Origin of the sequence: Algoriphagus chordae, from assembly GCF_003254055.1 — a bacterium.
GTDB classification, from domain to species: Bacteria; Bacteroidota; Bacteroidia; order Cytophagales; family Cyclobacteriaceae; genus Algoriphagus; species Algoriphagus chordae.
This window is the reverse complement of the sequence record NZ_QKZT01000011.1, coordinates 78,001-102,294: the sequence shown is the minus strand read 5'-3', so window position 1 is coordinate 102,294 and position 24,294 is coordinate 78,001. Positions and strand designations below refer to the sequence as shown.

21 protein-coding genes are annotated in these 24,294 nt (G+C 40.3%); 11 read left to right on the top strand and 10 right to left on the bottom strand.

Annotated elements, in window-relative coordinates:
• Nucleotides 1-253 precede the first annotated feature (253 nt).
• The 3 genes from LV85_RS13255 to LV85_RS13245 all read left to right on the top strand — a co-directional run bounded on the left by LV85_RS13255 (nucleotide 254) and on the right by LV85_RS13245 (nucleotide 4,389).
• On the top strand, nucleotides 254-2,290 hold the full coding sequence (locus LV85_RS13255; protein WP_111320196.1) for a M3 family metallopeptidase: 2,037 nt from the start codon (nucleotides 254-256) through the stop codon (nucleotides 2,288-2,290).
• Between the two features lie 61 nt (nucleotides 2,291-2,351).
• Nucleotides 2,352-3,464, top strand: a complete 1,113-nt coding sequence (locus tag LV85_RS13250) for an AI-2E family transporter (RefSeq protein ID WP_111320194.1) — start codon at nucleotides 2,352-2,354, stop codon at nucleotides 3,462-3,464.
• Entirely contained in the window at nucleotides 3,454-4,389 is a 936-nt protein-coding gene (locus tag LV85_RS13245; protein ID WP_111320192.1) for a tetratricopeptide repeat protein, read from the top strand. The genes LV85_RS13250 and LV85_RS13245 overlap by 11 nt, the downstream gene beginning before the upstream one ends.
• A gap of 91 nt (nucleotides 4,390-4,480) precedes the next feature.
• On the opposite strand, the gene LV85_RS13240 is transcribed toward LV85_RS13245, so the two are convergent.
• Nucleotides 4,481-6,742 carry an aconitate hydratase gene (locus tag LV85_RS13240; protein WP_111320190.1) on the bottom strand — a complete coding sequence of 754 codons (2,262 nt, stop codon included), beginning with the start codon at nucleotides 6,740-6,742 and terminating at the stop codon, nucleotides 4,481-4,483.
• A 342-nt stretch (nucleotides 6,743-7,084) separates the two neighbouring features.
• Nucleotides 7,085-8,092 (bottom strand): acyl-CoA reductase, encoded by a 1,008-nt coding sequence (locus LV85_RS13230; protein WP_111320186.1) that lies wholly within the window; start codon nucleotides 8,090-8,092, stop codon nucleotides 7,085-7,087.
• 139 nt (nucleotides 8,093-8,231) lie between these two features.
• Here LV85_RS13230 and LV85_RS13225 point away from each other — a divergent pair, with 139 nt between their 5' ends.
• The 5 genes from LV85_RS13225 (at nucleotide 8,232) to cas6 (ending at nucleotide 12,354) form a co-directional block, all read left to right on the top strand.
• Entirely contained in the window at nucleotides 8,232-8,579 is a 348-nt protein-coding gene (locus LV85_RS13225) for a 4Fe-4S dicluster domain-containing protein (protein WP_111320184.1), read from the top strand.
• A 168-nt stretch (nucleotides 8,580-8,747) separates the two neighbouring features.
• On the top strand, nucleotides 8,748-9,065 hold the full coding sequence (locus LV85_RS13220) for a DUF3276 family protein (protein ID WP_111320182.1): 318 nt from the start codon (nucleotides 8,748-8,750) through the stop codon (nucleotides 9,063-9,065).
• A gap of 89 nt (nucleotides 9,066-9,154) precedes the next feature.
• A complete protein-coding gene (locus tag LV85_RS13215) occupies nucleotides 9,155-10,243 on the top strand; it encodes an AI-2E family transporter (RefSeq protein WP_111320180.1) in 1,089 nt (362 codons plus the stop codon).
• A gap of 7 nt (nucleotides 10,244-10,250) precedes the next feature.
• On the top strand, nucleotides 10,251-11,348 hold the full coding sequence (gene ychF / locus LV85_RS13210) for a redox-regulated ATPase YchF (RefSeq protein ID WP_111320178.1): 1,098 nt from the start codon (nucleotides 10,251-10,253) through the stop codon (nucleotides 11,346-11,348).
• Between the two features lie 97 nt (nucleotides 11,349-11,445).
• A complete protein-coding gene (cas6, locus tag LV85_RS13205; RefSeq protein WP_111320176.1) occupies nucleotides 11,446-12,354 on the top strand; it encodes a CRISPR-associated endoribonuclease Cas6 in 909 nt (302 codons plus the stop codon).
• Nucleotides 12,355-12,467: 113 nt separating this feature from the next.
• Here the strand turns inward: cas6 and LV85_RS13200 are convergent, their stop codons facing one another.
• Nucleotides 12,468-13,745, bottom strand: a complete 1,278-nt coding sequence (locus LV85_RS13200) for a type IX secretion system plug protein (RefSeq protein ID WP_111320174.1) — start codon at nucleotides 13,743-13,745, stop codon at nucleotides 12,468-12,470.
• Nucleotides 13,746-13,785: 40 nt separating this feature from the next.
• Complete coding sequence (locus tag LV85_RS13195; protein WP_111320172.1) at nucleotides 13,786-15,717, bottom strand: ABC-F family ATP-binding cassette domain-containing protein; 1,932 nt, start codon at nucleotides 15,715-15,717, stop codon at nucleotides 13,786-13,788.
• 93 nt (nucleotides 15,718-15,810) lie between these two features.
• Here LV85_RS13195 and LV85_RS13190 point away from each other — a divergent pair, with 93 nt between their 5' ends.
• Entirely contained in the window at nucleotides 15,811-17,010 is a 1,200-nt protein-coding gene (locus tag LV85_RS13190) for a PQQ-dependent sugar dehydrogenase (RefSeq protein ID WP_111320170.1), read from the top strand.
• A 40-nt stretch (nucleotides 17,011-17,050) separates the two neighbouring features.
• Here the strand turns inward: LV85_RS13190 and LV85_RS13185 are convergent, their stop codons facing one another.
• From LV85_RS13185 to LV85_RS13160, 6 genes are all read right to left on the bottom strand, one after another.
• Nucleotides 17,051-17,434, bottom strand: a complete 384-nt coding sequence (locus tag LV85_RS13185; RefSeq protein WP_111320168.1) for a helix-turn-helix domain-containing protein — start codon at nucleotides 17,432-17,434, stop codon at nucleotides 17,051-17,053.
• 5 nt (nucleotides 17,435-17,439) lie between these two features.
• A complete protein-coding gene (locus LV85_RS13180; RefSeq protein WP_111320166.1) occupies nucleotides 17,440-17,745 on the bottom strand; it encodes a type II toxin-antitoxin system HigB family toxin in 306 nt (101 codons plus the stop codon).
• Between the two features lie 64 nt (nucleotides 17,746-17,809).
• Nucleotides 17,810-19,129: an ABC1 kinase family protein gene (locus LV85_RS13175; protein ID WP_111320164.1), complete on the bottom strand. Its 1,320-nt coding sequence runs from the start codon at nucleotides 19,127-19,129 to the stop codon at nucleotides 17,810-17,812.
• 3 nt (nucleotides 19,130-19,132) lie between these two features.
• Nucleotides 19,133-19,798, bottom strand: coding sequence for a TetR family transcriptional regulator C-terminal domain-containing protein (locus tag LV85_RS13170; protein WP_111320162.1), 666 nt, complete (start codon nucleotides 19,796-19,798; stop codon nucleotides 19,133-19,135).
• A 348-nt stretch (nucleotides 19,799-20,146) separates the two neighbouring features.
• Entirely contained in the window at nucleotides 20,147-20,689 is a 543-nt protein-coding gene (hslV, locus tag LV85_RS13165) for an ATP-dependent protease subunit HslV (protein ID WP_111320160.1), read from the bottom strand.
• Nucleotides 20,690-20,781: 92 nt separating this feature from the next.
• Nucleotides 20,782-22,419 (bottom strand): pyruvate dehydrogenase complex dihydrolipoamide acetyltransferase, encoded by a 1,638-nt coding sequence (locus tag LV85_RS13160; protein WP_111320158.1) that lies wholly within the window; start codon nucleotides 22,417-22,419, stop codon nucleotides 20,782-20,784.
• A gap of 121 nt (nucleotides 22,420-22,540) precedes the next feature.
• On the opposite strand from LV85_RS13160, the gene LV85_RS13155 reads away from it, so the two are divergent.
• Complete coding sequence (locus LV85_RS13155) at nucleotides 22,541-23,500, top strand: YheT family hydrolase (protein WP_111320157.1); 960 nt, start codon at nucleotides 22,541-22,543, stop codon at nucleotides 23,498-23,500.
• A 29-nt stretch (nucleotides 23,501-23,529) separates the two neighbouring features.
• Nucleotides 23,530-24,228, top strand: a complete 699-nt coding sequence (locus LV85_RS13150; RefSeq protein WP_111320155.1) for an SOS response-associated peptidase — start codon at nucleotides 23,530-23,532, stop codon at nucleotides 24,226-24,228.
• Nucleotides 24,229-24,294: the final 66 nt, after the last annotated feature.

Here is a 24,294-nt window from a genome sequence, read left to right as displayed (position 1 = left end):
AAACTTAAATTCCTTAATTGCACTTCAGGCTCGGAGCTTGAAGTGCATTTTTTTTTGTAAAAAATATCCATTTAGATCCGGTAATTTCAGAGATGATAATGATCTCCTTCAGCCTAAATAAAGATAATCATTATCCAAGCGGCTAAGCATTCCAAAGCAAATAGGTAAATTAGCAACTGGAAAGAAGGAAGCCTTTCTTTTGATGAAACCTTCCTTAAATCCCCAGTTTAATTAGCCAAAAGATTTTAGATTTATGAATAACCCATTATTGGCAGATTTCGCCACTCCTTTTGAAACAGCCCCTTTTGATCAAATCTCCCCAAGCCACTATCTCCCAGCTATAACAACGGCCATTACCGAAGCCAAAGCCGATATTGAAGCGATAAAAGCCGAAGCGCTACCTACTTTTGAGAATACGATTGAAGCGCTGGATGGAGCCGGTAAGAGATTAGGAATTATAGCTGGGATATTTTTCAATCTAAATTCCGCAGAAACAAACGAAGAAATCCAATCTCTGGCTAGAGAGATCTCTCCTCTTCTCACTGAACATGGCAACGATATACTTCTTGACCAAGCCCTATTCCAAAGAGTATCTCAGGTTTTTGATCAAAAAGACCAGTTAGACTTGTCTCCCGAGCAAACAACTTTGCTCGAGAAAACTTACAAATCATTCGTAAGAAACGGAGCAAAACTCGAAGGCGAAAAAGCAGATCAGCTCAGAAAAATTGATCAGGAACTAGCGCAAGTCTCCTTGAAATTTGGTGAGAACGTACTGGCCGAGACCAATAAATTTGTGCATTTCGTAGAGCAGGAATCTGATCTGGAAGGTCTTCCTGAAGGAATCAAAGAAGCTGCTGCACAGATCGCTGAAGAAAAAGGCGAGACTGGGAAATGGGCTTTCACCCTAGATTACCCTAGTTATATTCCCGCGATGACTTATGCCAAAAACAGAGCATTGCGCGAGACACTCTTCATGGCTAGCGGCACCAAATGTGCAAAGGGCGATGAGCTCGACAATCAGGATATCATCAAAGAAATCTTGCGATTGCGTCATGATCGTGCCGTCCTGCTTGGCTACAAGAGTCACGCAGATTTTGTACTCGAAGAGCGTATGGCCAAAAGCCCGGCACAGGTTATGTCCTTTTTGGATACTTTGCTCGAAAAAGCAAAGCCTAAAGGAGTGGCTGAGATAAAAGAATTAGAGGGATTTGCCAAGCAAGTCGATGGCCTTGAAAGTTTGAAAAAATGGGATTTTGCCTATTATTCTGAACTTCTGAAAAAGGAAAAATATGCGCTTGACGATGAATTGTTAAGACCTTATTTCCAGTTGGAAAAAGTAATTGATGGCGTATTCCAAACTGCACAAAAGCTTTTTGGAATCACATTTTCGCCTAGGACAGACATCCCAGTTTATCATAAGGATGTAACTGCCTACGAAGTCAAAGACAAGAACGGAAAGTACCTCTCTGTATTCTATGCCGACTTTTTCCCACGTCCTGGCAAAAGAAACGGTGCATGGATGACAAGCTATAAAGGTCAAAGCCTTAAAAATGGTAAGGATATCCGACCTCATGTTTCCATAGTCTGCAACTTCACCAAACCGACCAAGTCCAAACCAAGTTTGTTGACCTTCAATGAGGTCACGACACTTTTCCATGAATTCGGACATGCATTGCATGGGTTGATGGCCCAAGGAACCTATGAGTCACTTTCTGGCACGAGTGTATTTTGGGATTTTGTAGAACTACCTTCTCAGATTTTTGAGAACTGGTGCTACGAAAAAGAATGCCTGGATCTCTTTGCGAAGCATTATGAAACAGGGGAGAAAATTCCTGAAGAGCTAATTGAGAAAATCAAAAAGGCTTCAAATTTCCAGCAGGGTTATCAGACGGTGAGACAAATCAGCTTTGGCCTCTTGGACATGGCCTATCATAGCAAAGACCCATCAGAGATTTCAAATATTTTCGATTTTGAGGAAGCGGTAATGAAGCCTACTGATCTACTCCCTAAAGTTCCTGGAACCTTGATGAGCACGTCATTTTCGCACATTTTCCAAGGAGGTTATTCTTCCGGGTATTACAGTTACAAGTGGGCAGAAGTGCTGGATGCAGATGCCTTCGAATTATTCCAAGAAAAAGGGGTATTCGATAAAGCTACTGCCGATTCTTTTGTCAAAAACATACTATCAGCTGGTGGAACTGAACATCCTGAAATTCTATACAAGCGATTCCGAGGAAGAGATCCTAAACAAGATGCATTATTAAAGCGAGCTGGATTGATTTCAGAATAATTTGCTTTCTTTACTCAATTGTATCTTGTAAACACCCCTATAAATCAAGACCTAAAGTCAAATGGAAACTAAAACTTTTAACCTTCCTTCTTACTTACGAGCTCTATCGGTAATGATATTCATTATTGTACTCGTGTTTTTTCTGATTGTAGGGAAAAGCTTACTAGTCCCCTTATTTATGGGTGGTTTCTTTGCGATTTTATTTACGCCACTTTCCCTCTGGTTGGAGTCAAAAAAAGTACCTAGAATACTTTCCTGTATCATTTCTTTGCTTGCGATGACATCGTTAGTAGGAGGTCTTTTGACTTTTATCATTGGCAATGTGGCGAATTTCACAAAAGATTTCGATGACATTTCTGGCAAGATCACAGATTATGCTGAGCAGGTAGATCATTGGACAGTAGAGACCTTTTCTTATGATGCGGCATTGAGTGATAAAACAAATACTGATTACTTAAAAAATATGCTGAATGAAAATAGCTCAAGCATAGGTGATTTCGCCATGAGAACTGTTGGTTCTTTGACTGGTTTAATTCTTATTCCAGTCTTTATGTTTTTCTTTCTTTTGTATAGAAATCACCTCACTAATGTGATTATCCATATTTATAAAGACAAGGATCCCGAACTGGTAAAAATGCGTATCGTTAGTCTCCGCAAGGTAATTCTAAGTTACATAGTAGGGGTTGTGAAAGTGATGGGTATCCTAGCAATCTTGAATATTACTGCATTTTCTTTACTAGGGATTAAGCACGCAGTCTTCTTCGGTACACTTGGAGCGATTCTGAATATCATCCCTTACGTAGGTCCCTTTTTCGGTGCTATGCTTCCGATGATCTATTCCTTCCTAACCAAAGACAGTTTGTTTTATCCTGCAGGTGTCCTCGTGAGTTATCAAGTTATTCAAATGATTGAAGGAAATTTTCTTACTCCAAAAATTGTGGGTGGAAACGTCAATCTCAATGCATTCATTACATTTTTAGGCTTAATAGTCGGTGGTACTATTTGGGGAGTAGCCGGGATGATATTAATCATTCCAGCAATGGCAATTCTCAGGGAAATATTTGATCTAAGTGATGCCACTCAGCCATTTGCACTTTTGATGGGTGAGGAAAAAGAACCAGTTAAAGAAACAGAAACGACAGAAGTAGCCGAAGAGGTAAACGATGAAAAGTAGGATTAAAACACTGATAGCAGTACTTATCGTAGGAGCATCATTTTCATGCGATTCTGATGAAAGTAAGAAGGGACGATTCCTACTCAAAGGGAATGAAAAAATGGAGGAGAATGACCCCAAAAGTGCAATGGCATTCTACGGAGAAGCCATCGAATTGGATTCTACCTACGCGGATGCTTATTACAATAAAGCACTCGCCCATCTACAGCTAAACCAACTCACCGAAAGTATCCAAGATCTTAGCCTAGCGATCAAATACAATCCGGGCTATTACGATGCTACTTTCCAGAGAGGCTTAAATTACCTCGACAATGGGGAATTTTACAATGCCCGCTCAGATGCTGAAAAGTTGGTACAACTCGATGATCAGAACTGGAAAAGCTACTTTCTTTCGGGATTAGTAGAGGAAAAATTAAAAAATTTCCCCGAAGCAATTGCTGCATTCAAAAAAGCCTCAGAACTCAATCCTGAGAATTCAGATCTATTGGTGAACCAAGCTACCATTCTCTTTTATCAGAAAGATTATGAGGCTGCTAAGAATATTTTAACCGAGGCGATGCGCGTCAATCCTTTGGAGCCACATCTTCATAACCTCCGCTCCATGATATACTTTGATGAGCAGAATTATGAGGAAGCATTAAATTCAGTTGAAAAAGCAATTTCCTTAAATAAGAGTCAGGCTTACTTTTACAATAATAAAGGTCTATATCTACTGTTTTTAGACCAAAAGGAAGAAGGTCTTGAGTTGATCAATCAAAGTATCAAAATGGATGCAAACAATCCTTTTACACTTCGAAACAAGGGCATTTACTATGTGATGCAAGGGGATAAGGTTTCAGCTCTACAGTATTTAGTGGAACTCGATCAGAACCATCCTGACATGGATTTGGTGAAAGAGTACTTGGCCAAGGCTCAGGCTCTCTGATAACTTTTCGCAATCAGATCTAAAAAAAATCTTGGATATAAAAAAAGCCGTAACATTTAACGTTACGGCTTTCATTTGAAATAGTACTTTTTTATGCTTTCGCCTTGATCAAGTTCAATGCTGATCCAGCTTTGAACCATTCGATCTGACCTTCATTGTAAGTATGGTTCACTTGAATAGTATCTGAAGTACCATCTGCGTGATTCAATACCACTTGCAATTGCTTGCCTGGTGCGAATGTAGTCAAGCCAACGATATCAATTGAATCGTCTTCCTGAACCAAATCGTAATCAGTTGGATTGGCAAAGGTCAGACCTAGCATCCCTTGCTTCTTCAAGTTTGTTTCGTGGATTCTAGCGAAAGACTTCACTAAAATAGCACGAACACCTAAGAAGCGAGGCTCCATAGCAGCATGCTCTCTAGAAGATCCTTCTCCGTAGTTCTCATCACCAACAACGATAGAACCAATTCCATTGGCTTTATAATCTCGCTGTGTAGCTGGAACTTCACCGTAGGTACCTGTCAGTTGATTCCTCACAGAGTTGGTTGCATCTGTGTAAGCATTGACAGCACCAATAAGCATGTTGTTTGAGATATTATCCAAATGTCCTCTGAATCTCAACCATGGACCAGCCATAGAGATATGATCTGTAGTACACTTTCCTTTTGCTTTGATCAAAAGCTTAAGACCTTTGAGGTCTGTTCCTTCCCAAGGCTTAAATGAATCCAATAATTGAAGACGATCAGATGTAGGGCTTACCGCAATAGTAACTCCAGATCCATCTTCCGCTGGTTGCTGATATCCAGCATCCTCTACTGCAAATCCTTTAGAAGGAAGCTCAAGTCCATTCGGCTCATCCAATTTCACAGACACACCATCTTCGTTGATTAGGCTATCCGTCATTGGATTGAATGTCAAATCACCTGCAATTGCCAAGGCAGTTACGATTTCTGGTGAAGCTACGAAAGAGTGCGTGTTTGGATTACCATCGGCACGCTTCGCAAAGTTTCTGTTGAAAGAAGTGATGATTGAGTTTTTCTCTTGCTTTTCAGCTCCATGACGAGCCCACTGACCGATACAAGGTCCGCAAGCATTTGCAAGAACTACACCGCCCATTTGACCGAAGGTATCCAAGAAACCGTCTCTATCGACAGTAAATCTCACCTGCTCCGATCCTGGAGTGATCGTATATTCAGATTTTGCAACCAGTTTTTTATCAACTGCCTGCTGAGCTAGTGAAGCAGCTCTAGAGATATCTTCGTATGAAGAGTTAGTACAAGATCCGATCAAACCAACTTCCAATTTTGCTGGCCAGCCGTTTTCTTTCACAGCAGCAGCAAACTTAGAGATAGGCCAAGCCAAATCCGGAGTGAATGGTCCATTTACATGAGGTTCCAATTCAGAAAGGTTGATCTCGATTACCTCATCGAAGTAAGTAGCAGGATTAGCATAAACCTCATCATCACCAGTAAGGTGCTCAGCGATTCCGTTTGCCAACTCAGCCACATCAGCTCTTTCAGTTGAGGCTAGGTAAGCTGCAGATTTCTGATCATAACCGAAGATCGAAGTAGTAGCTCCGATTTCAGCTCCCATGTTACAAATAGTACCTTTTCCTGTAGCAGATAGTGATCTCGCTCCTTCGCCGAAATACTCAACAATAGCACCTGTTCCACCTTTTACAGTAAGAATACCAGCTACTTTCAGGATTACATCTTTGGCAGAAGTCCAGCCAGAAAGTTTTCCAGTTAGTTTGATACCAATCAGTTTAGGAAATTTCAATTCCCATGGAAGGCCAGCCATTACATCGCAGGCATCAGCTCCACCTACACCGATCGCTACCATTCCTAGTCCACCGGCATTTGGTGTATGAGAATCAGTACCGATCATCATTCCGCCAGGGAAAGCATAGTTTTCCAATACTACCTGGTGAATGATACCAGCTCCTGGTTTCCAGAAACCAAGACCATATTTATTAGAAACAGAAGCTAAGAAATCATAAACTTCTTTGTTTTTATCTTTTGCTTTTATCAAATCCTTATCCGCTCCTACTTCAGCTTGGATCAAGTGATCACAGTGTACAGTAGAAGGTACCGCCACCTGATTCTTGCCTGCTTGCATAAACTGAAGCAGAGCCATTTGAGCTGTTGCATCTTGCATCGCAACCCGATCTGGTTGAAAATCAACGTAAGAAACACCTCGGCTATATGCCTGTGATGCAGCGCCTTCGCTCAAGTGTGCGTAAAGAATCTTTTCAGTCAAAGTAAGTGGACGTCCCACAGCCTTGCGAGCTGCTTCGATACGCTCAGGGTATCTGGCATACACTTTCTTGATCATTTCAATATCAAAAGCCATTGTATTGGGATTTTTGTGTGGTAAAAGTTTCGATTTTTATGGACTGCAAATATAGGAAGTTAGCTCAATAATAAGTAACCATTCATCTAGTGTAAAGCAGGCTTTTCCTTATTTAAAACCATTTTAGCTTCATTTGCTGAGTTGGCTCCTGAAATACGGGATTGCAGACAGTAATCGACCAAAAAATCAATCTGTATACATTGGATAAAATCCTGAGGGCCATTTTTGAAAAGGATGGAGCTATAGACTAAAAAAATAACCCAAATACATTGAAATTGATGTGACTTCAAATCACATACTATCCCTCATCAAAATACCAGTAGCTGCAAGGCCAAGCTATTCTTAAGATAGCTCTAATAGAAAAGTCATCGTGTCCAGACCATCAGCATATTCCCATGGTTCAGGGTTTTGAGCCGTACCGAAAGGAACCCTTCCTGGTGCATTTCCTACTACACATTGGATCTTGGGCTCTAGCTCCTCTAGCTTTTCATTCAATTGCTCCTCATTTTCATATACTTCATAGAAAAGTACAGAAATCGGAGAGACTAAATCCTCGCTTTCTTTCAAAAGTAAAAAGCCATTATCCAAATGCTCCTCCAAGTTTACCAGATAGATAGACTTGTTGTAGTCGTAGTTATTATGGTATTTGTGATGCGATGCAATGTTTGAATAGACTTCTAGGGCGCCGAGCAAATCTTGCAATTGAGCCTTCGATTTCACATAAATTTTAGACACATTTCTACATCCTAACCCATAATACTGGAAGATATCTTTTCCCAAATTGACATAGTCCTCAGTAGATTCATCTCCAGTCAATACTGCCACAGAAGTCCTATTCTGACGAATGACATGTGGGTATTTGCCAAAATAGTAATTGAAATAGCGAGATGAATTATCGCTGCCGGTGGCTATGTAGGCGTCCATGCCTTTCAGCATTTCTTCTACACGAATCTGAGATGCTATTCGCGGATCTATTTCAATAAGCATTTTGATGATCCATTTCATCAAAACCTCATCGGAAGAACTCAACTTGATCACCGCCTGATGACCAGATATAAGGACACACATCAGATCATGAAATCCGACCATAGGAATATTCCCTGCCAGCATCAGACCAATTGACTTGGGATTGGAAACTTCTTGCAGCTCATAAATAGCTAGCCATGCATCCATTCTCTCTTCAGTGAGCATAAATGCAATTCCTTCCAGAGCAGACTCGATGGATGATTGGGTAAACCAATTATTATTGTTCTCGGCTCTCCACAACAATTCATCTTTATCGTCTGGATTTAGATTTTGGATAGCTTTTCCTAGCTTGACAAATGCGGAGATACGTTCTGCTGGCTTCATGGTATAGAATTAATGAGGCAAATTTAGCTTTTTTGAAAAGAAGCATCCTTAGAATCGAATTAAATTAGTTAGTATGACAACTTTTTTATTGCCTTACAGTTTTATGGTTGTTACTTTTGATCTATAAATAATTGAAGTTATGGCTATAATGATTACTGACGAATGCATCAACTGTGGTGCATGCGAACCAGAATGCCCAAACACCGCCATCTATGAAGGTGGAGTAGAGTGGACTTGGGGTGGCGGTACTAGTTTGAAGGAAGTTACGTTAGCAGACGGTACTGTGGTGGACGGAAATGAAAAGCAAGATCCTGTATCGGATGAATTCTACTATATCGTGACAGATAAGTGTACAGAATGCAATGGTTTCCATGAGGAGCCTCAGTGCGCGGCTGTTTGTCCTGTAGATTGCTGTGTGGACGATCCTGATCACCGCGAAACAGAGGAAGCGCTATTGGCTAAGAAAGCCATGATGCACGGAGAATAAGCTTTTCTGACCAGATAGCAGCTTGATTTTCACAGCTACTTTCTATTTTACGGTTATAATTATGACGAAAGTCTTTAAATAATTAGCGATTGGATTTGAATTCTAGGAGCGAATTGTTTTATCTTGGGTCGTATTTTAACCAACCTTATACTCATAACATTTAGAATTGTGGACGATCAAAGAGGCTATGACAGAGAGGAGATTTTCTCTAAAAAAGTAAAAGCAGGAAAGAGAACGTATTTTTTCGATGTGAAATCAACTCGTTCTAATGATTACTACCTGACGATAACTGAAAGTAAGAGAAAAATAAACGGAGACAACTTCACTTACGAAAAGCACAAAATCTTCCTTTACAAAGAAGATTTCTTCAAATTTGTGGAAGCACTTAATGAATCGGTTGATCATGTGAAAAATGAATTGCTGCCGGATGTTGATTTTGAGCAATACGAAAATGAAGAATCCGATAACGAATTGAAGTGGGAATAATAAACTTAGATATATCAAAATTCTAGTTTCAACATAGAGAAACAGTATATTAGAGGAGACAGTGATGTCTCCTTTTGTTATTTCAGAATATGCAGCGTTTTTTCATTTACCTCTTTCTATCCATCACAATTTTCCTGCTGTTCGGCTGGTATTTTTCCAATATCACTCTTTACCTAATTATTTCTTTAATTCTAGCGGCTGTTTTACGGCCACTGACCAACCATCTAAATGACTTCCATTTACTGGGTCATCATATCCCAAGATGGTCAGCCATACTCCTATCCTACTCAGCAATTATCCTATTATTGGTATTGCTTAGCTTTTTATTTTTTCCGCTGATCAACAATCAAATCATTATCCTAAGTGAATTGGATCTTAATGGTATTTATGAACAGATCCAAATTCCAGTAAATAGAGTTGAGGGCTTTCTATTCCGCCATGAGTTATTAGAAACCCAACCAGGGTATTTATTTGGCAGCTTGAAATCCAGTATGATCGAAACGATCAAAGAATTTGATTTCACTTCCTTTATAGGAGGAGTAATTAATACCACGAGTAGCCTTTTTATAGGATTAATTGCTATTGCCTTTATTAGCTTTTTCCTGCTGTTGGAAAATGGCCTCTTGCGTAGAAACCTGCTTAATCTGATCCCAAACCCATATTTTGAGCTTTCGGTAGCTACTTTCACCAAAGTAGAAAAGCTATTATCAAATTACCTTTCGGGACTTTTGCTACAGATGCTGGCGATCTTCTCTTTGGCTAGCTTTGGACTCACCGTTTTAGGGGTCGATTATGCGTTAACTATTGCATTGTTTGCTGCGGTAGCAAATTTAATCCCTTATGCAGGTCCACTTCTCGGTGCAACTTTCGGAATCATTGTTGGCGTTTCATCAGGAACTTTTGAAACAAATACTGAATTGAATTACCTTATTATTAAAATCCTTTCAGTCTTTGGTCTGGTTCAGATTACAGATAATATATTTCTACAGCCTATGATTTTTTCTAAATCTGTGAAAGCGCATCCCCTTGAAATATTTGTTGTTATCTTTGCCGGGGCAAAAATCGCTGGCGTAGTCGGGATGATATTTGCCATACCGGTTTATACCATCTTTAGAGTTTTCATTTTGGAGTTCTACAAGGGGTATAAATCTTACAGAATATTTAAAATAATAAAATAACGAATTAATGGCATTACAATGTGGCATTGTAGGACTTCCAAACGTAGGGAAATCCACTCTGTTTAACGCCCTATCTAGTGCGAAAGCAGAAGCAGCTAACTTCCCCTTTTGCACCATTGAGCCTAATGTGGGTGTAGTTACCGTTCCAGACAAACGTCTTCAGATTCTTGAAAATCTTGTCAATCCGCATCGAGTTCTTCCAACAGTGATTGAATTCGTAGATATTGCCGGACTTGTCAAAGGTGCTAGTAAAGGTGAAGGACTTGGAAATAAATTTCTCGCCAATATCCGTGAAGTGGATGCTGTGATCCATGTGATCAGATGCTTTGACGATGAAAACATCGTACACGTAGCTGGAGGTGTAGATCCAATTTTCGACAAGGAAGTCATCGATACCGAACTCCAATTGAAAGATTTGGACTCGGTAGAGAAAAAAATCCAGAAGTCGGAGAAGATTGCTAAATCTGGAGATGCCAAGGCAAGAAAAGAACTGGAAGTACTTTTGCAATTCAGAGACGCTTTGAAAGCAGGGAGAAATGCTCGATCTGTGGAAGTGGACAAGGAGGAACTGGAAGCTGTACGCGACCTGCATCTATTGACCATCAAGCCTGTCATATATGTAGCCAATGTGGATGAAAGCAGTCTACAAGCTGGTAATCAATACGTAGATAAGCTAAAAGAAGAAGTCAAAGATGAGAATGCTGAGGTAATCATCCTTTGTGCAGCGATAGAAGAGCAAATCGCAGAATTCGAAGATCCAGAAGAGAAGGAAATGTTTCTTGGAGAATACGGTCTCGAAGAAAGTGGCTTGAACAAATTAATCAGTGGTGCGTATTCATTATTAGACTTGATTACCTATTTCACCGCTGGTGTTCAGGAAGTAAGAGCTTGGACTATCAAAAAAGGATGGAAGGCACCTGCAGCAGCTGGAGTGATTCACACAGATTTTGAAAGAGGATTTATCAAAGCTGAAGTAATAAAACTAGCTGAATATCAGAAATTCAAAACTGAAGCAGCGTGTCGAGAAAATGGAAAAATTGCCATTGAAGGAAAAGAATATATCGTTCAAGATGGTGACATTATGCATTTTAGGTTTAATGTGTAACAATTTCTCAAAAAAAATGATAATTTTGTAATTGATTATTCACCCTAAACGTTACAATTTTATCTTATTTATTGTCTCATTTTATTTTTAATTTACCGTGAGAGTTAGACTAATATTTTCCCTTAAAAACAAGGGCTCCTATTTACCTTTCCACCATCAGTATATACTGGCGCAATTCCTGAAAGGGTTAATTGTCAAAGGTGGCAGAGAAGAGTTTTACAACTATAACTATTTCAACTTTTCTGGCCTCAAAGGTCAGACAAAGGTGAGTAGAAGTGGATTGCATTACTATTCTAGTTTGGTTACCCTAGTGTTATCTTCCCAAAGCGAAGACTTCATGGACTATCTGCTAGAGCAGGTTTTTGCCACCCCAAAAATCGAGCTAGGCAACCTAATCATGGTTCCTGAATACACTGAAATCGAAGTAGAACCTGTTTTGGAAACTTCAAACAAATTCGTTTGTATTTCCCCATTGGTATTGATCACTCCTGCATTCAATGAAGAAGCGGGCAAGAGATTCATTAGCCCGGATAGCGATGAGTTTTCCGATTTGCTTTATGAATCTACGCTCACTCGAATGGAACGCTCAGGCTGGTACACACCAGAGCAAATGGAGACATTCTACAAGTTCCAGGTAGTTCCAGACATGGTTTATGTCAATAAACTTAAGGAAGCTCAGAAGAAATTTGCTAGAATCTATGCCGTGTATGACATGGATGTGAAATACGAAGTGAGAGGCTATACACTTCCAATCACCTTGTATGCTGCTCCTGAAGTTCAGGACTTCGTATTCAAATGTGGTTTGGGTGCATTTACTCACAAGGGTTTTGGCATGCTAGATTTGGCTAATCACCCAACTGGGCCAAGAACGACAACTTACAAATTCAAAAGAGAAGGTTTTGTTCCTTATAAGCCAAGTGAGCGTATTCGAGAGAATGTAGCTCCACCGGCAACTGAGGAGAAAAAAGAAGACTCAGACTCTTCCCCTTCTACCGAAGAATCATAAAAAAATCCCTTCCGTTATTCGGAAGGGATTTTTGCTTTTTAGCCCCAAGCCTTTCAGTAACTTGACCACTTTTTACTTTTCATCTTTAGAACTCAATCAACAACCATCTTCCTCTACATTCTCCGGCGATTTGGCTGTAAGTATATATATCCCACTAGCTGATCATAACGCGAGCCTAGATTCCTGAAATAAACCAGGACCTGATATTCATTCTCAGTTTCAAAATAACTTCCTTCAAAATACTGAGGTTCGAATACACCATTTTCGGAAAATGCAAATTGGTAATCATACCAGCCTTGTTTCAACAAAAGTGAGGTGGTGTAAACACCCATCTTGGGATCCCACTCCATCTTTGTCTCAGGTGCTTTACCCCAATTTGTCAATGAACCAAGCAAGTAGATAGGATCTGAGGTTTGTTCCACCGCTAATCTAAAAGTCATCAGCATATATTCGCTTTCTATCTCTGGATCTCCTCCTGGTCGATCTTTGGTTTCTATCAAATATTGTCCATTCAGATCTAAATACTGCGAATACGCTGTCTCTGGCCTAGGTTCGTTTATTTTTCCATCTGCAAATATCACATCTGGCTCCACACGCATATCCGCTACATTTATTCCATTTGCGCGCATAAACCTCAGGTCAACAAATCGAAATTCGTTCCCTGCATCGAAGGCATTACTGCCATCAAAAGACTCATATCGAAGGATCTTCGAACTCTCGTTCATAAAGGTTGGCTTAGCCAAAAACTTCGCATTGTCCCAACGTTGGTTTTGACGGATAAGCACTTTGATCTGCCCGTCGGGATTGGTCACCTCTCCTGCAGAATAATTCACCACCACATTTATTTGCTGAGACTGCTTCCTATTTGCTGTTTGAGTCGGAGGCACCACTGCAGCTCCTACCTTAAATGTCTCCTCATACACCATAAATCGCTTGGTCAAAATCACGTCAGACTCATCCCTCTGACTATATACTTTTAATATATAATTGCCTGATTTGGTGACTGATGGGACTTCAAATTTATAATGAATATAAGGAATTCGAGTATTGACAGAATACTCGTAATCCTGTATATTAAACTCATTGAAAGTGGGGAGAAAATCATTATTCTTCAGCTGTGACTGTTGCCAATCTGCATCACAATGAATCAATTTGGCGGTGTATAATTGGGGGTCAAAAGCCAAATCATCGAAGATAAGTAGCAACTTTTTACTAGATAAAAGTGGAACTACTGGGGCATCCAGCGAGGCGTCAAAAGTCACTCCCACTGGAAATAAACGCACAGATTGGATGTGATCTTTATATACTCTATCCTCCAGTTGCTGCGCAAAAAGAGAAAAAACAGCTGAGCTAGTCAGCAAAAAACTTAAAAAAAGGAATTTGGTCTTCATTCTGAAAAATAGGCAAAATGAAGACCAAATCTATTAAATACTAAGAAAGGACTTCCTGTAAACTGGAAATTTTATCCACCAAAGCCTCCCATTGCTCATTGGATCTCGCAAGCTTAGCCTGAAGACCTTGATAGTTTTCTTGAATTTCCTGAGCTTCTTCCTCGCGAGAATACAATTCTGGATCAGCCATTTTTCGCTCCAAACCCAACTTCTTCTCTTCAAGTTTTTCCACTTCCTTCTCCACTCTTTCCAATTCCTCCTCAAGTTTACGAAGATCTCTCTTGGCTTGCTGTGCCTCTGGATTATTCACAGGAGCCTTAGCTTTAGGCTGCTCCTTTTTCACGGCCTTTTGAGTCGTTTGCACTGGAGCTACTTCCACTTGCCTTTCTCTCCAAGCCTCATACTCTGCATAAGTACCCAAGTACTCTTTGATCTCATGATTCTCTATGTACCAGATCTTATTTGCCACACCTCTGATGAAGTGCCTATCGTGAGATACTGTCACAAATGTCCCTTCATATTGCTGAAGCGCTTGAATCAAAATATTGACTGACTGAAAGTCCAAGTGGTTGGTAGGCTCATCGAGTAGCAAAAAGTTGGATTCAGAGATCAGAGTTTTTGCTAGTGCAACTCTGGATTTTTCACCTCCAGAAAGCACCTTGATCTTTTTGAAAACTTCTTCATTGGTAAACAGAAAGCATCCTAATACACCTCGAAGCTCCATTTCAGATTTGGCACTGCCAGCCTGAGCCATTTCTTGAAGGATCTCATTATCTAGCGTCAGTGCTTCCAACTGATGTTGGGCAAAGAAAGATTTTACAACATTATAGCCTTCAGTTCTTCCTTTTATATCCTTTTCAGAGCCATCGATGATTCTGAGTAGTGTTGATTTACCTTTTCCATTTGCTCCGATCAAGGCAATTTTATCACCTCGCTCAATACGGGCAGTGGTGTTTTTCAGAATCACATTATCCCCGTAAGCCTTCGAAATATTGTCAAGCGTGATCACATCACGGCCTGATTGCTTGGAGAATTTGAATTTGAAATTGACCGAAACCTCGTCACTCACTACCTCATGTACACGATCCAATCTATCCAAGGCTTTGATTCTTGACTGAACCTGATTGGACTTGGTTGCCTTAGCACGGAAACGCTCGATGAATTTCTCCGTTTGCTTGATCATCTGCTGCTGATTCTCATAGGCATTTTGCTGGATTTCCATCCGCTCTACCTTCTCTTCCTTATAAAAAGAGTAATTTCCAGCATATAGGGTCAGAGAATTACTCGCGACCTCTACTGTGCTGCTGATACAATTATCCAAAAATGTCTGATCGTGGGAAACTACGATAACTGCACCCTCATAGTTCTTCATATAATTCTCCACCCATTCGATGGAAGGAAGATCCAAGTGGTTGGTAGGCTCATCGAGCATCAGCAGGGATGGCTTTTCGAGCAAAAGCTTGGCTAGCATCACACGCATTCTCCATCCACCGGAAAAAGTCCGAAGTGGCTTATCCAAATCTGCAGATTTGAAACCTATACCTTCTAATACTTCTGCCGCCTTTGCTTTGATTGTATAGCCCTCATTAGCTTCAAATCTCTCTTGAAGAAACGCAAGTCTATTAATAATCTCATCAGAGTAATCAGTTTCCATCTTTTTCAAGATTTCATCTATCTCATCTTGAAGCTCTAAAGTCTCTTTGAAAGCCGCCAAAGCCACATTCAAAATACTATCGTCAGACTGAAAAGAAAGCAAATCCTGATTCAAAAATCCAATGGTACAATCCTTCGCCTTTTGGACTTCTCCAGAACTAGGCTGAAAATCTCCATTGATAATTTTCAATAAGGTGGACTTACCCGTACCGTTTTGACCTACAAGGCCAATCTTGTCTTTAGGCTTGATATGTAAATTGGCATTTTCGTAGAGTGGACGCCCTCCGATGAAGTAAGAAAGGTTGGAAATCGATAACATGGCGCAAAATTAATCATTAACCCGCTCATAACCTTTTCAATCCCAAACATTCTGAATGTTTCTTATCTTTCTATAGTAAAGAACCTACTACTTATGAAAAATCTATCCAAAATTTCAGTCGTACTCGGAATAGGAATCTGCCTTTTCGCTTTCGGTTGTGAACAAAATCAAAAAGCTGAGGCTCAAAATCTTAAAACTCCAAACTCTGCAAATAAGCGGAATATCAGCACTGCAAAAGCGGATGTGAAATTGGACAAAATCAAACTACCTGCTAATTTCAAAATAGACGTATGGGCAGCGGATATTCCGAATGCCCGTGAGATGACAGTCTCCGAAGATGGAATTGTTTTCGTAGGAAGCAGACAGAAAGGTGATGTCTACGCAGTCATTGATGAAGATGGTGATGGTAAGGCTGACACGAAATTCACTTTGGCCGAGGATCTGCAAATGCCCAATGGAGTTGCTTACAAAGATGGTGATCTCTATGTCGCCGAGGTAAGTAGAATCATTCGATTCAAAGACATCAAGAACAACCTGAATAATCCAAGCTATGAAGTCCTGTACGACGGCTATCCTACAGAAACTCATCATGGATGGAAATTCATTGCTTTTGGCCCAGATGGAAAATTGTATGTGCCAGTTGGCGCTCCTTGTAATATTTGTGAATCTGAGGATGAAATATTCGCATCCATCACCCGATTGGATGTGAGTTCTCCAAATCCAACACCAGAAATCGTAGCACATGGCGTGAGAAACTCAGTGGGTTTCGACTGGGATCCAAAAACCGGAGACATGTGGTTTACTGACAATGGTCGTGATATGATGGGAGATGACATTCCAAATTGTGAGTTGAACCATATCTCTGAAGCTGGGCAGCATTTCGGTTATCCTTACTGGCACGAGGGAACCGTGAAAGACCCTGAGTTTGGCGACAAAGGCGGACCAGCGAGTGACTATGTAGCTCCAGCAGCAAAAATGGGCGCTCACGTAGCTCCTTTAGGAATGAGGTTCTATGAAGGCGACATGTTCCCTACGGAATATAAAAGTAAAATAATTATCGCCAAACACGGCTCATGGAATAGAAGTAAGAAATCTGGCTATGTTTTGACTTCAATCAATGTGGATGGCTCAACTGCATCTGGTGAAGAAGATTTCGCAACTGGATGGCTGGATGAGGAAGCTCAGGAGGCCTGGGGTCGCCCGGTGGATGTTCAGGAACTGAAAGACGGTAGCTTATTGATCTCAGATGATATGGCTGGAGTGATCTATCGGGTCACTTACTCAGGAAAGTAAATCAATAAAAAAGGGAAGCGTTTTGCTTCCCTTTTTTGCTTTAATCTAGCAGTAATGCTACTGGAATATGATAAGCTTGATTCAGCTTTTTGATTTGCTTTAGACTTAGTCTCCTTTTTCGATTCATTATTTCAGAAACTCTGCTTGCTGGCCCTAATACAGGTACAAGGTCCTTTTGCTGCATACCATTTTCTGAAAGGTAATAGCTTAAAACTTCAATAGAATCAGCAGTGGAGTTATCTACTTTATATCCTTTTTCCTCTTCATATTTCTCTATTAATATGGAAAGAACTTCCAGATAATTCTCCTCATCTGAGTTTGCCTCCACTCCACTATTTATTAAACCTTTTATCAATTCAAGAGAAGTTTGGTACTCCAAATCATTCTCAATGACTTTTAGTAAAGGTTTTTCAATCGTTTCCATAATAGTTAAATTTTATTTGCATCAATTTTATCATAGGCAGAATGAGTACCTATCCAAATCGTGTAAACAATATCTTGCTTACCTTGGCTGGCAACATGAATGCCTGTAATTAACCGAAATTTATTTCCTCCAATATTGAAAATCACTCTATTGCTAGCGAGCACATCTGCAGAACCGAAGAATAATTTAATTTCGTTAAGATTATTCAACTTCAATGATTTGACAATTTTCACCCAACGCTGAAGCGGAGCTTTGGCATCTGGGTGCTTAGAAATAAATTCTACTAATGTTCTCTCAGATATGATTCTCAATTTGAAACAGAAATAACAATACAAAAGTTACACTTTTTGGAAACTGGAACAAAATATATTGAAATTATTCCAACCAATCCGGCTTAGTCGTCACCACCTCAGCCTGAAGCTGATTCAGTAGATTATACAATCCAAAATAGGTTCTGTTTACATACAAACCATGTCTGGAACCACGAGCCTGATTAGATTTCTTGAATAGCTTATCATTGGAAACTCGATCTCCTAATTCAAAGATTTTTTCAAAGAAGCTATCATCCGAAAAGTCGAACTTCTCTACATGAAAAGGCTTACCTAGCAGAGAGATCATCTCTTTAAAGACGGATTTGAAGTACTCCTGCTCGTCTGGTGAATCTTTGTCTGAGATAAATTCCAGATCAAAAAACACCTGATCCAGTTCATTGCTATTGATCAACAAGTCTTTTTTAATCAGCGCAAAATAACCCTGATAGAAGTCCTCAGGAATTATTTTCACACAGCCGAAATCAATGATTCCCAGTTGGTCATTGTCCTGAATAATGAAATTACCGGGGTGTGGATCAGCATGAACCTGCTTGAGATTATGAACCTGATGATGGTAAAAATCCCAAAGTGCCTGCCCAATCTGATTTCTTGATTTCTGACTCGGATTGGTTTCCAGCCATTCCTTCATGTGAGCTCCTTCTATCCAATCCATCGTAATGATCCGCTCAGCACTGAGTTCATCGTAATAAGTCGGGAATTTCAAATTTGGAATATGACTACATTCACCAGATATCTCCCTTGATCGCTTCACCTCAAGGACATAATCGGTTTCCTCCAAGAGCTTCTCCTCCACTTCCTCCATGTAATGATCCAACTCTTTCTCATTCATATTCAAAATCCGTAAAGCAAAAGGTCTTACTAATTTCAAATCTGAGCTCACAGAATCAGCAATTCCAGGATATTGGATTTTCACCGCTAAAGTCTTTTCACCCAAAGTAGCTTGGTGAACTTGACCAATAGAAGCGGCATTCACCGCTGATCTAGTGAATGTATCGAAAACCTGATCTGGTGTTTTGCCAAAATATTTTTGGAAAGTCTTTACCACCAAAGGATAGGATAATGGCGGCGCAGAGTATTGCGCCATGGTGAATTTATCCTGATAAGCTCTTGGCAAGAGATTTTTGTCCATCGACATCATCTGAGCCACTTTTAGGGCAGAACCTTTCAGCTGGCTCAGGGAAGAGTAGATATCCGTAGCATTATTCTGGTGGAGCTCCTCCCTATCCATGCCCGGATTCACCATTTTTTTGGCGTAATGCTTCACATAATTACCTCCTACTTTTGCTCCTGTAGATATGAATTTGGCAGCTCGCTGCACTTTTGAGACAGGGATCGCCTGTTGCTCATCTAAGTTGTCTGTCATTGTTTATTTAGACTGATACATGAATTTGGCGAAGTCAAGAAATGAGTCAAGTGCACTTTTTCCCATCAGGTCAAATCCCAGATTCACTGACTTCTCTATAGCCGCATCTGTTTTTTCAAATCTAGGTGATCTATCATCTAGCCAATACCTAAATACAAATCCGACTTGTATCCAAAGCGCCTCATCGTACCGATCTGAAATCACCGGACGCGTTGCGATTTCTTCTGTCTCTTTCCCTTCCAAAATTATCTCGTTGGCAAAGGCTTTAAACTTCTCCTTGAATTCCGCAGATTCCTTTGGTAGCGTAACAATAGATTTTGCTTTGCTTTCGTATAAACTCAGTAGATAGGATCTATTCTTTTTCAATACTTCTATCCAGGTGAACAAAAAGCTAAGGAATTTTTCTCTAGCTGAATATTCCTCAAATACCCCCTGCTTACCAATATCAGCAAGAGTCTCATCAAAAATATCTACTAATATGGTGGACTTGATCGCTTCGAAAGAGCTGAAGTAGGTATAAAACTCCTCCTCTTTCATTTTCAAATCCTTGGCAAACTTGAATACCGACTTTGGCAATTCTCCATGCTCAAGCACATGATTTTTGAAGCCTTCCAAAATCAGCTTTCTGTAATCCTTCTTGGTAGTTTTCTTAGCTCTGGTAGTTTCCATAGTATCTCTTTTATACAATTGCTTAACAGTCAAGTGGCACAACAGGTTTAGAAAAAGATGAAAAACATTTGTGAGGGCACCACCTATATGGTGGTCTGTGCGACACATACTAGGGTAAAAAACTTAATAGCTATTCCGCTCTTTCAGAGCTCAATCACTCATAACAATTTCATTGACCCCAGCCCTACAGGCTGGGCTATTGTATATAGGGCATTCAGCCCAGTCTAAAATTAAATAATACTAAAAGCTGTGCCCTTTTGTGTAGTCCTCCGTGCACTCTGTGGCTAAAAAAATAAAATAAAACCGAAGTGATTAGCCTCGGTTTGATATTCAACTTTTTTAATGTCTTTAGCCAGACACCTTTTCAATCACCAAATTGTGGTTGGTATAGATACAGATATCAGCTGCTATATTCAGGCTTTCTCTTACCATTTCTTCTGCGGTCATGTGCGGAGCAAATTGCTTCATCGCACGTGCTGCAGATTGAGCATACATACTTCCCGAACCAATAGATGCAATATGTAAATCTGGTTCGATCACATCGCCATTGCCAGAGATAATCAAAATATCATCCATATCAGCTACGATCATCATCGCTTCCAACTTAGAAAGCATACGATCCGTTCTCCATTCTTTAGCCAACTCCACAGCAGAACGTTTCATATTATTGCCAAAAGCTCCAAGCTTCTCTTCGAATTTCTCCAAAAGTGTAAAAGCATCTGCGGTAGAGCCTGCAAAACCAGTAACGATCTTACCGCCTTGCAAAACTCTCAATTTCTTTACGCTACTTTTTGCTACTGTATTTCCTAAAGTTGCCTGACCATCTGCTCCTATTACTACTTCTCCATTATGTCTGATCGCAACTACGGTTGTTGATTTTATCTTAGTCATGTGCTTGGTTATTGTGTGTTGGATACTTACCAATAAACGTACAAAAAGCAAAAAGTCCTGAAATCAGGACTTTTTGGCAGTTAATTATATTCTTAAACCAGTATTCTGACTGGATCTTCGAGTAAGCTTTTCAAGGTAATCAAGAAGGCCGCTCCAATAGAACCGTCTACCACTCTGTGATCACAAGACAAAGTCACCTTCATCAGATTGCCGATTTTCATCTGGCCATCTTTTACGACTACAGTTTCCTTGATACCGCCTACTGCTAGGATACAGGCATCAGGTGGATTGATGATCGCAGTGAATTCATCTACTCCGAACATTCCCAAATTGGAGATCGTGAAGGTATTTCCTTCCCAATCCTTTGGCTGAAGTTCTTTATTTTTAGCTCTTCCACCTAAGCTTTTGGCCTGAGTAGAAATTTGAGAAAGTGACAAGCTATCAGCGAATCTAATCACTGGAACCAAAAGCCCCTCATCCACTGCTACTGCCATTCCAATATGGATATGGTCGTTGTATCTAATCTTGTCGCCTAACCAGCTAGAGTTCACTTTAGGATGCTGACGCAAAGCAGCTGCTGTAGCTTTGATCACCATATCGTTAAAGGAAATCTTTACCGGAGCGATTTCATTCATGCTTTTTCTAGCTTCGATCGCTTTATCCATGTTGATTTCCATGGTCACGTAGAAGTGCGGTGCACCAAACTTGCTTTCTGCAAGTCTCTTAGCAATCACTTTTCTCATCTGAGAAACCTTCTCTTCTTTGAAGCTTTCCACTCCAAGACCTGGAGCAGCAGTACCTACAGCTTCGCCTCCTTGTGGAGCAGCAGCAGGAACAAAGTTTTCTACGTCTCTTTTCACGACTCTTCCGCCTTCTCCAGAACCGCTTACGGTACGGATATCTATCCCCTTATCTTCAGCCATTTTCTTAGCCAAAGGAGATGCTTTCAATCTATCGCCATCAGCTGTAGTCGCAGGAGCGCTACTTGCAGCTGGAGTAGAGGAAGCTTTAGGAGCCTCTTCTTTTTTAGCTTCAGCAGCTGGTTCGGCTTTAGCCTCAGCAGGTGCTTCAGAAGATTCTGATTTTTGAGCTTTCAAAAGTGTCTCGAAATCAGCTCCTTTTTCACCGATAACAGCGATCACACCGTCTACTGGCACAGAATCTCCAGCTTCCACTCCTATATATAGCAAGGTCCCATCGTCATAAGACTCCAGTTCCATGGTTGCTTTGTCAGTTTCTACCTCAGCGATGATTTCACCGGATTTCACATCATCACCTACTTTCTTCAACCAAGATGCAATCGTTCCCTCTTGCATAGTATCAGACATCTTAGGCATCGTGATTACTGTGGCATTGATGTTTGACACATCAATTTTCTCAGCTGGAGCTTCGGATTTGGCAGGTTCATCCTTTTTCTCTTCGGCTTTTGGAGCTTCTTCTTTCTTTGCTGCTGAAGAATCGCTGCCATCAAGTAGGTGCTGGTACTCCTCACCTTTCTCTCCGATCACCGCTATCACACCATTTACTGGCACAGCATCTTTTTCTTTCACTCCAATATATAACAGCACACCCTCATCGTAGGATTCAAGCTCCATCGTTGCTTTGTCAGTTTCTACTTCCGCCAGGATATCACCTGGTTTTACAGAGTCTCCAACTTTTTTCAACCATGCAGCAATCACACCTTCTTCCATGGTGTCGCTCATTTTAGGCATTCTTATTATTTCGGCCATAGGTTATTCCGCGCTAATTCGTTTTTAAAGTGTCCAAAAATAGTTTTTATAATGGCTTTATTCAAATTTAAAACTAGTAATTTCCCCAAGCATTTCAGCCTTCAAACCATATCTCCCTGATATGCCTTTATTAGACAACAGTAACTACGCTAGACCCAAGTGGTTGTTTAGCGGACATTTAGAAACAATTTATCCCTCACTTTTTAGAAAAGTTGTTGCTCCTATTCCCGTTAAAGAGAGAATTTCTACAACAGACGGAGATTTTCTTGATCTGGATTGGTATCATCAAGGCAAGTCCAAATTGGTCATAATCAGTCATGGCTTAGAAGGTAATAGTACTCGCGCTTATATGCTGGGCATGGTAAATTCTTTTCTGAAAAAAGGTTACGATGTCCTCACCTGGAACTTTCGCAGTTGTAGTAATGAGATGAACAAGCAGGTTATTTTCTATCATTCTGGCGCTACATACGACTTAGATCTGGTGGTGAAGCATTCCTATGATGCTTATGAAGAAATAAATCTGGTTGGCTTTAGCTTAGGAGGAAATCTGACTTTAAAGTATTTGGGAGAAAAAGGAAATACACTTTCAAAAATTCATCGAGGAATCGGCATTTCAGTCCCATTACACTTGGGAAGTTCCTCCAAAAAAATATCTGAAACTGAAAACACCTTGTATTCCAAACGCTTTTTGCGAAGCCTAAAAAAGAAAGTAATAGAGAAATCCGAAGCACATCCGGGACAAATTCCAGTAGATATGCTAAGAAACATTAAAACTTTGGCTGATTTCGATGATTTTTTCACGGGACCTCTTCATGGCTTTGCAGATGCTGAAGAATACTACGAAGTCAATTCTTCCTTGTACTTTCTGGATCAGATAAAAGCACCTACACTGGTCTTAAATGCAGAGAATGACCCGTTTTTAAGTGAAAAATGCTTCCCAAAGACCCTTGCAAAATCCTTGGATCAGGTCTATTTCGAATTCCCAAAACATGGAGGTCATGTAGGGTTCAGCCCTACAAATTCCGAAAAACCCTATTATTCGGAGCAAAGAGCAGTTGAATTTATAAGCGCTGTTATCTAACTTCCTGCCAATTACAGCGATATAAAATTATGTGTGGACGATATTCCTTAAGTAAAAGTAAAGAAGAACTCGAAGAGAGGTTTCAGGCAGAAATGCTAACTGATTTGAAGCCACGATACAATATTGCTCCTACACAGCTGGTTCCTGTGATTACTTCTCAAAGTCCTAAGGGATTTTCTTACTTCTACTGGGGGATTACACCAGAATTTGGCAAAAACAGACCTGTTGCTCAAAAACTCATCAATGCGAAAGCAGAGACTGTTCATGAGAAAATATCGTTCAAAACTGCCTTTAGACAAAGGAGATGCATCATTCCTGCCGATGGTTTTTATGAATGGAAACGACTAGGCAAAAAGACCTCCGTTCCCTACAGGTTTACTTTAAGAGAAGACGAGCTATTCTCCATCGCTGGAATTTGGGAAGAATATGAAGCTGCCAATGGAGAAACTCAACACACTTTTTTGATACTTACCACCACGCCCAACTCAGTGGTTTCTGCTATTCATGACAGAATGCCGGTAATTCTAGATCGCAATGCAGAAAAAAAATGGCTGGATACCTACACTGAAGAAGAAGACCTTTTGGCCTTGCTGAAGCCTTGTGCTGCAGATTCAATGTTGGGCTATACCGTCTCACCTCTAGTGAATTCCGTACAAAATGACAGTCCTGCGATTATCCGCAAAACCTCTCCCATGGATCAGCATGGAAACTACACCCTCTTCGGATAAATTCACCGCTATTCACGCTCTCTTTTGCTAGAGTAAATTGATCTAGCGATATTGAGAATCAATTAT

What these genes read in the sequence shown, in the direction of transcription:
- LV85_RS13255 (WP_111320196.1), top strand. Translation starts at nt 254, where the DNA reads ATGAATAACCCATTATTGGCAGATTTCGCCACTCCTTTTGAAACAGCC.
- LV85_RS13250 (WP_111320194.1), top strand. Translation starts at nt 2,352, where the DNA reads ATGGAAACTAAAACTTTTAACCTTCCTTCTTACTTACGAGCTCTATCG.
- LV85_RS13245 (WP_111320192.1), top strand. Translation starts at nt 3,454, where the DNA reads ATGAAAAGTAGGATTAAAACACTGATAGCAGTACTTATCGTAGGAGCA.
- LV85_RS13240 (WP_111320190.1), bottom strand. Translation starts at nt 6,742, where the DNA reads ATGGCTTTTGATATTGAAATGATCAAGAAAGTGTATGCCAGATACCCT.
- LV85_RS13230 (WP_111320186.1), bottom strand. Translation starts at nt 8,092, where the DNA reads ATGAAGCCAGCAGAACGTATCTCCGCATTTGTCAAGCTAGGAAAAGCT.
- LV85_RS13225 (WP_111320184.1), top strand. Translation starts at nt 8,232, where the DNA reads ATGGCTATAATGATTACTGACGAATGCATCAACTGTGGTGCATGCGAA.
- LV85_RS13215 (WP_111320180.1), top strand. Translation starts at nt 9,155, where the DNA reads ATGCAGCGTTTTTTCATTTACCTCTTTCTATCCATCACAATTTTCCTG.
- ychF (WP_111320178.1), top strand. Translation starts at nt 10,251, where the DNA reads ATGGCATTACAATGTGGCATTGTAGGACTTCCAAACGTAGGGAAATCC.
- LV85_RS13200 (WP_111320174.1), bottom strand. Translation starts at nt 13,745, where the DNA reads ATGAAGACCAAATTCCTTTTTTTAAGTTTTTTGCTGACTAGCTCAGCT.
- LV85_RS13195 (WP_111320172.1), bottom strand. Translation starts at nt 15,717, where the DNA reads ATGTTATCGATTTCCAACCTTTCTTACTTCATCGGAGGGCGTCCACTC.
- LV85_RS13190 (WP_111320170.1), top strand. Translation starts at nt 15,811, where the DNA reads ATGAAAAATCTATCCAAAATTTCAGTCGTACTCGGAATAGGAATCTGC.
- LV85_RS13185 (WP_111320168.1), bottom strand. Translation starts at nt 17,434, where the DNA reads ATGGAAACGATTGAAAAACCTTTACTAAAAGTCATTGAGAATGATTTG.
- LV85_RS13175 (WP_111320164.1), bottom strand. Translation starts at nt 19,129, where the DNA reads ATGACAGACAACTTAGATGAGCAACAGGCGATCCCTGTCTCAAAAGTG.
- LV85_RS13170 (WP_111320162.1), bottom strand. Translation starts at nt 19,798, where the DNA reads ATGGAAACTACCAGAGCTAAGAAAACTACCAAGAAGGATTACAGAAAG.
- hslV (WP_111320160.1), bottom strand. Translation starts at nt 20,689, where the DNA reads ATGACTAAGATAAAATCAACAACCGTAGTTGCGATCAGACATAATGGA.
- LV85_RS13160 (WP_111320158.1), bottom strand. Translation starts at nt 22,419, where the DNA reads ATGGCCGAAATAATAAGAATGCCTAAAATGAGCGACACCATGGAAGAA.
- LV85_RS13155 (WP_111320157.1), top strand. Translation starts at nt 22,541, where the DNA reads ATGCCTTTATTAGACAACAGTAACTACGCTAGACCCAAGTGGTTGTTT.
- LV85_RS13150 (WP_111320155.1), top strand. Translation starts at nt 23,530, where the DNA reads ATGTGTGGACGATATTCCTTAAGTAAAAGTAAAGAAGAACTCGAAGAG.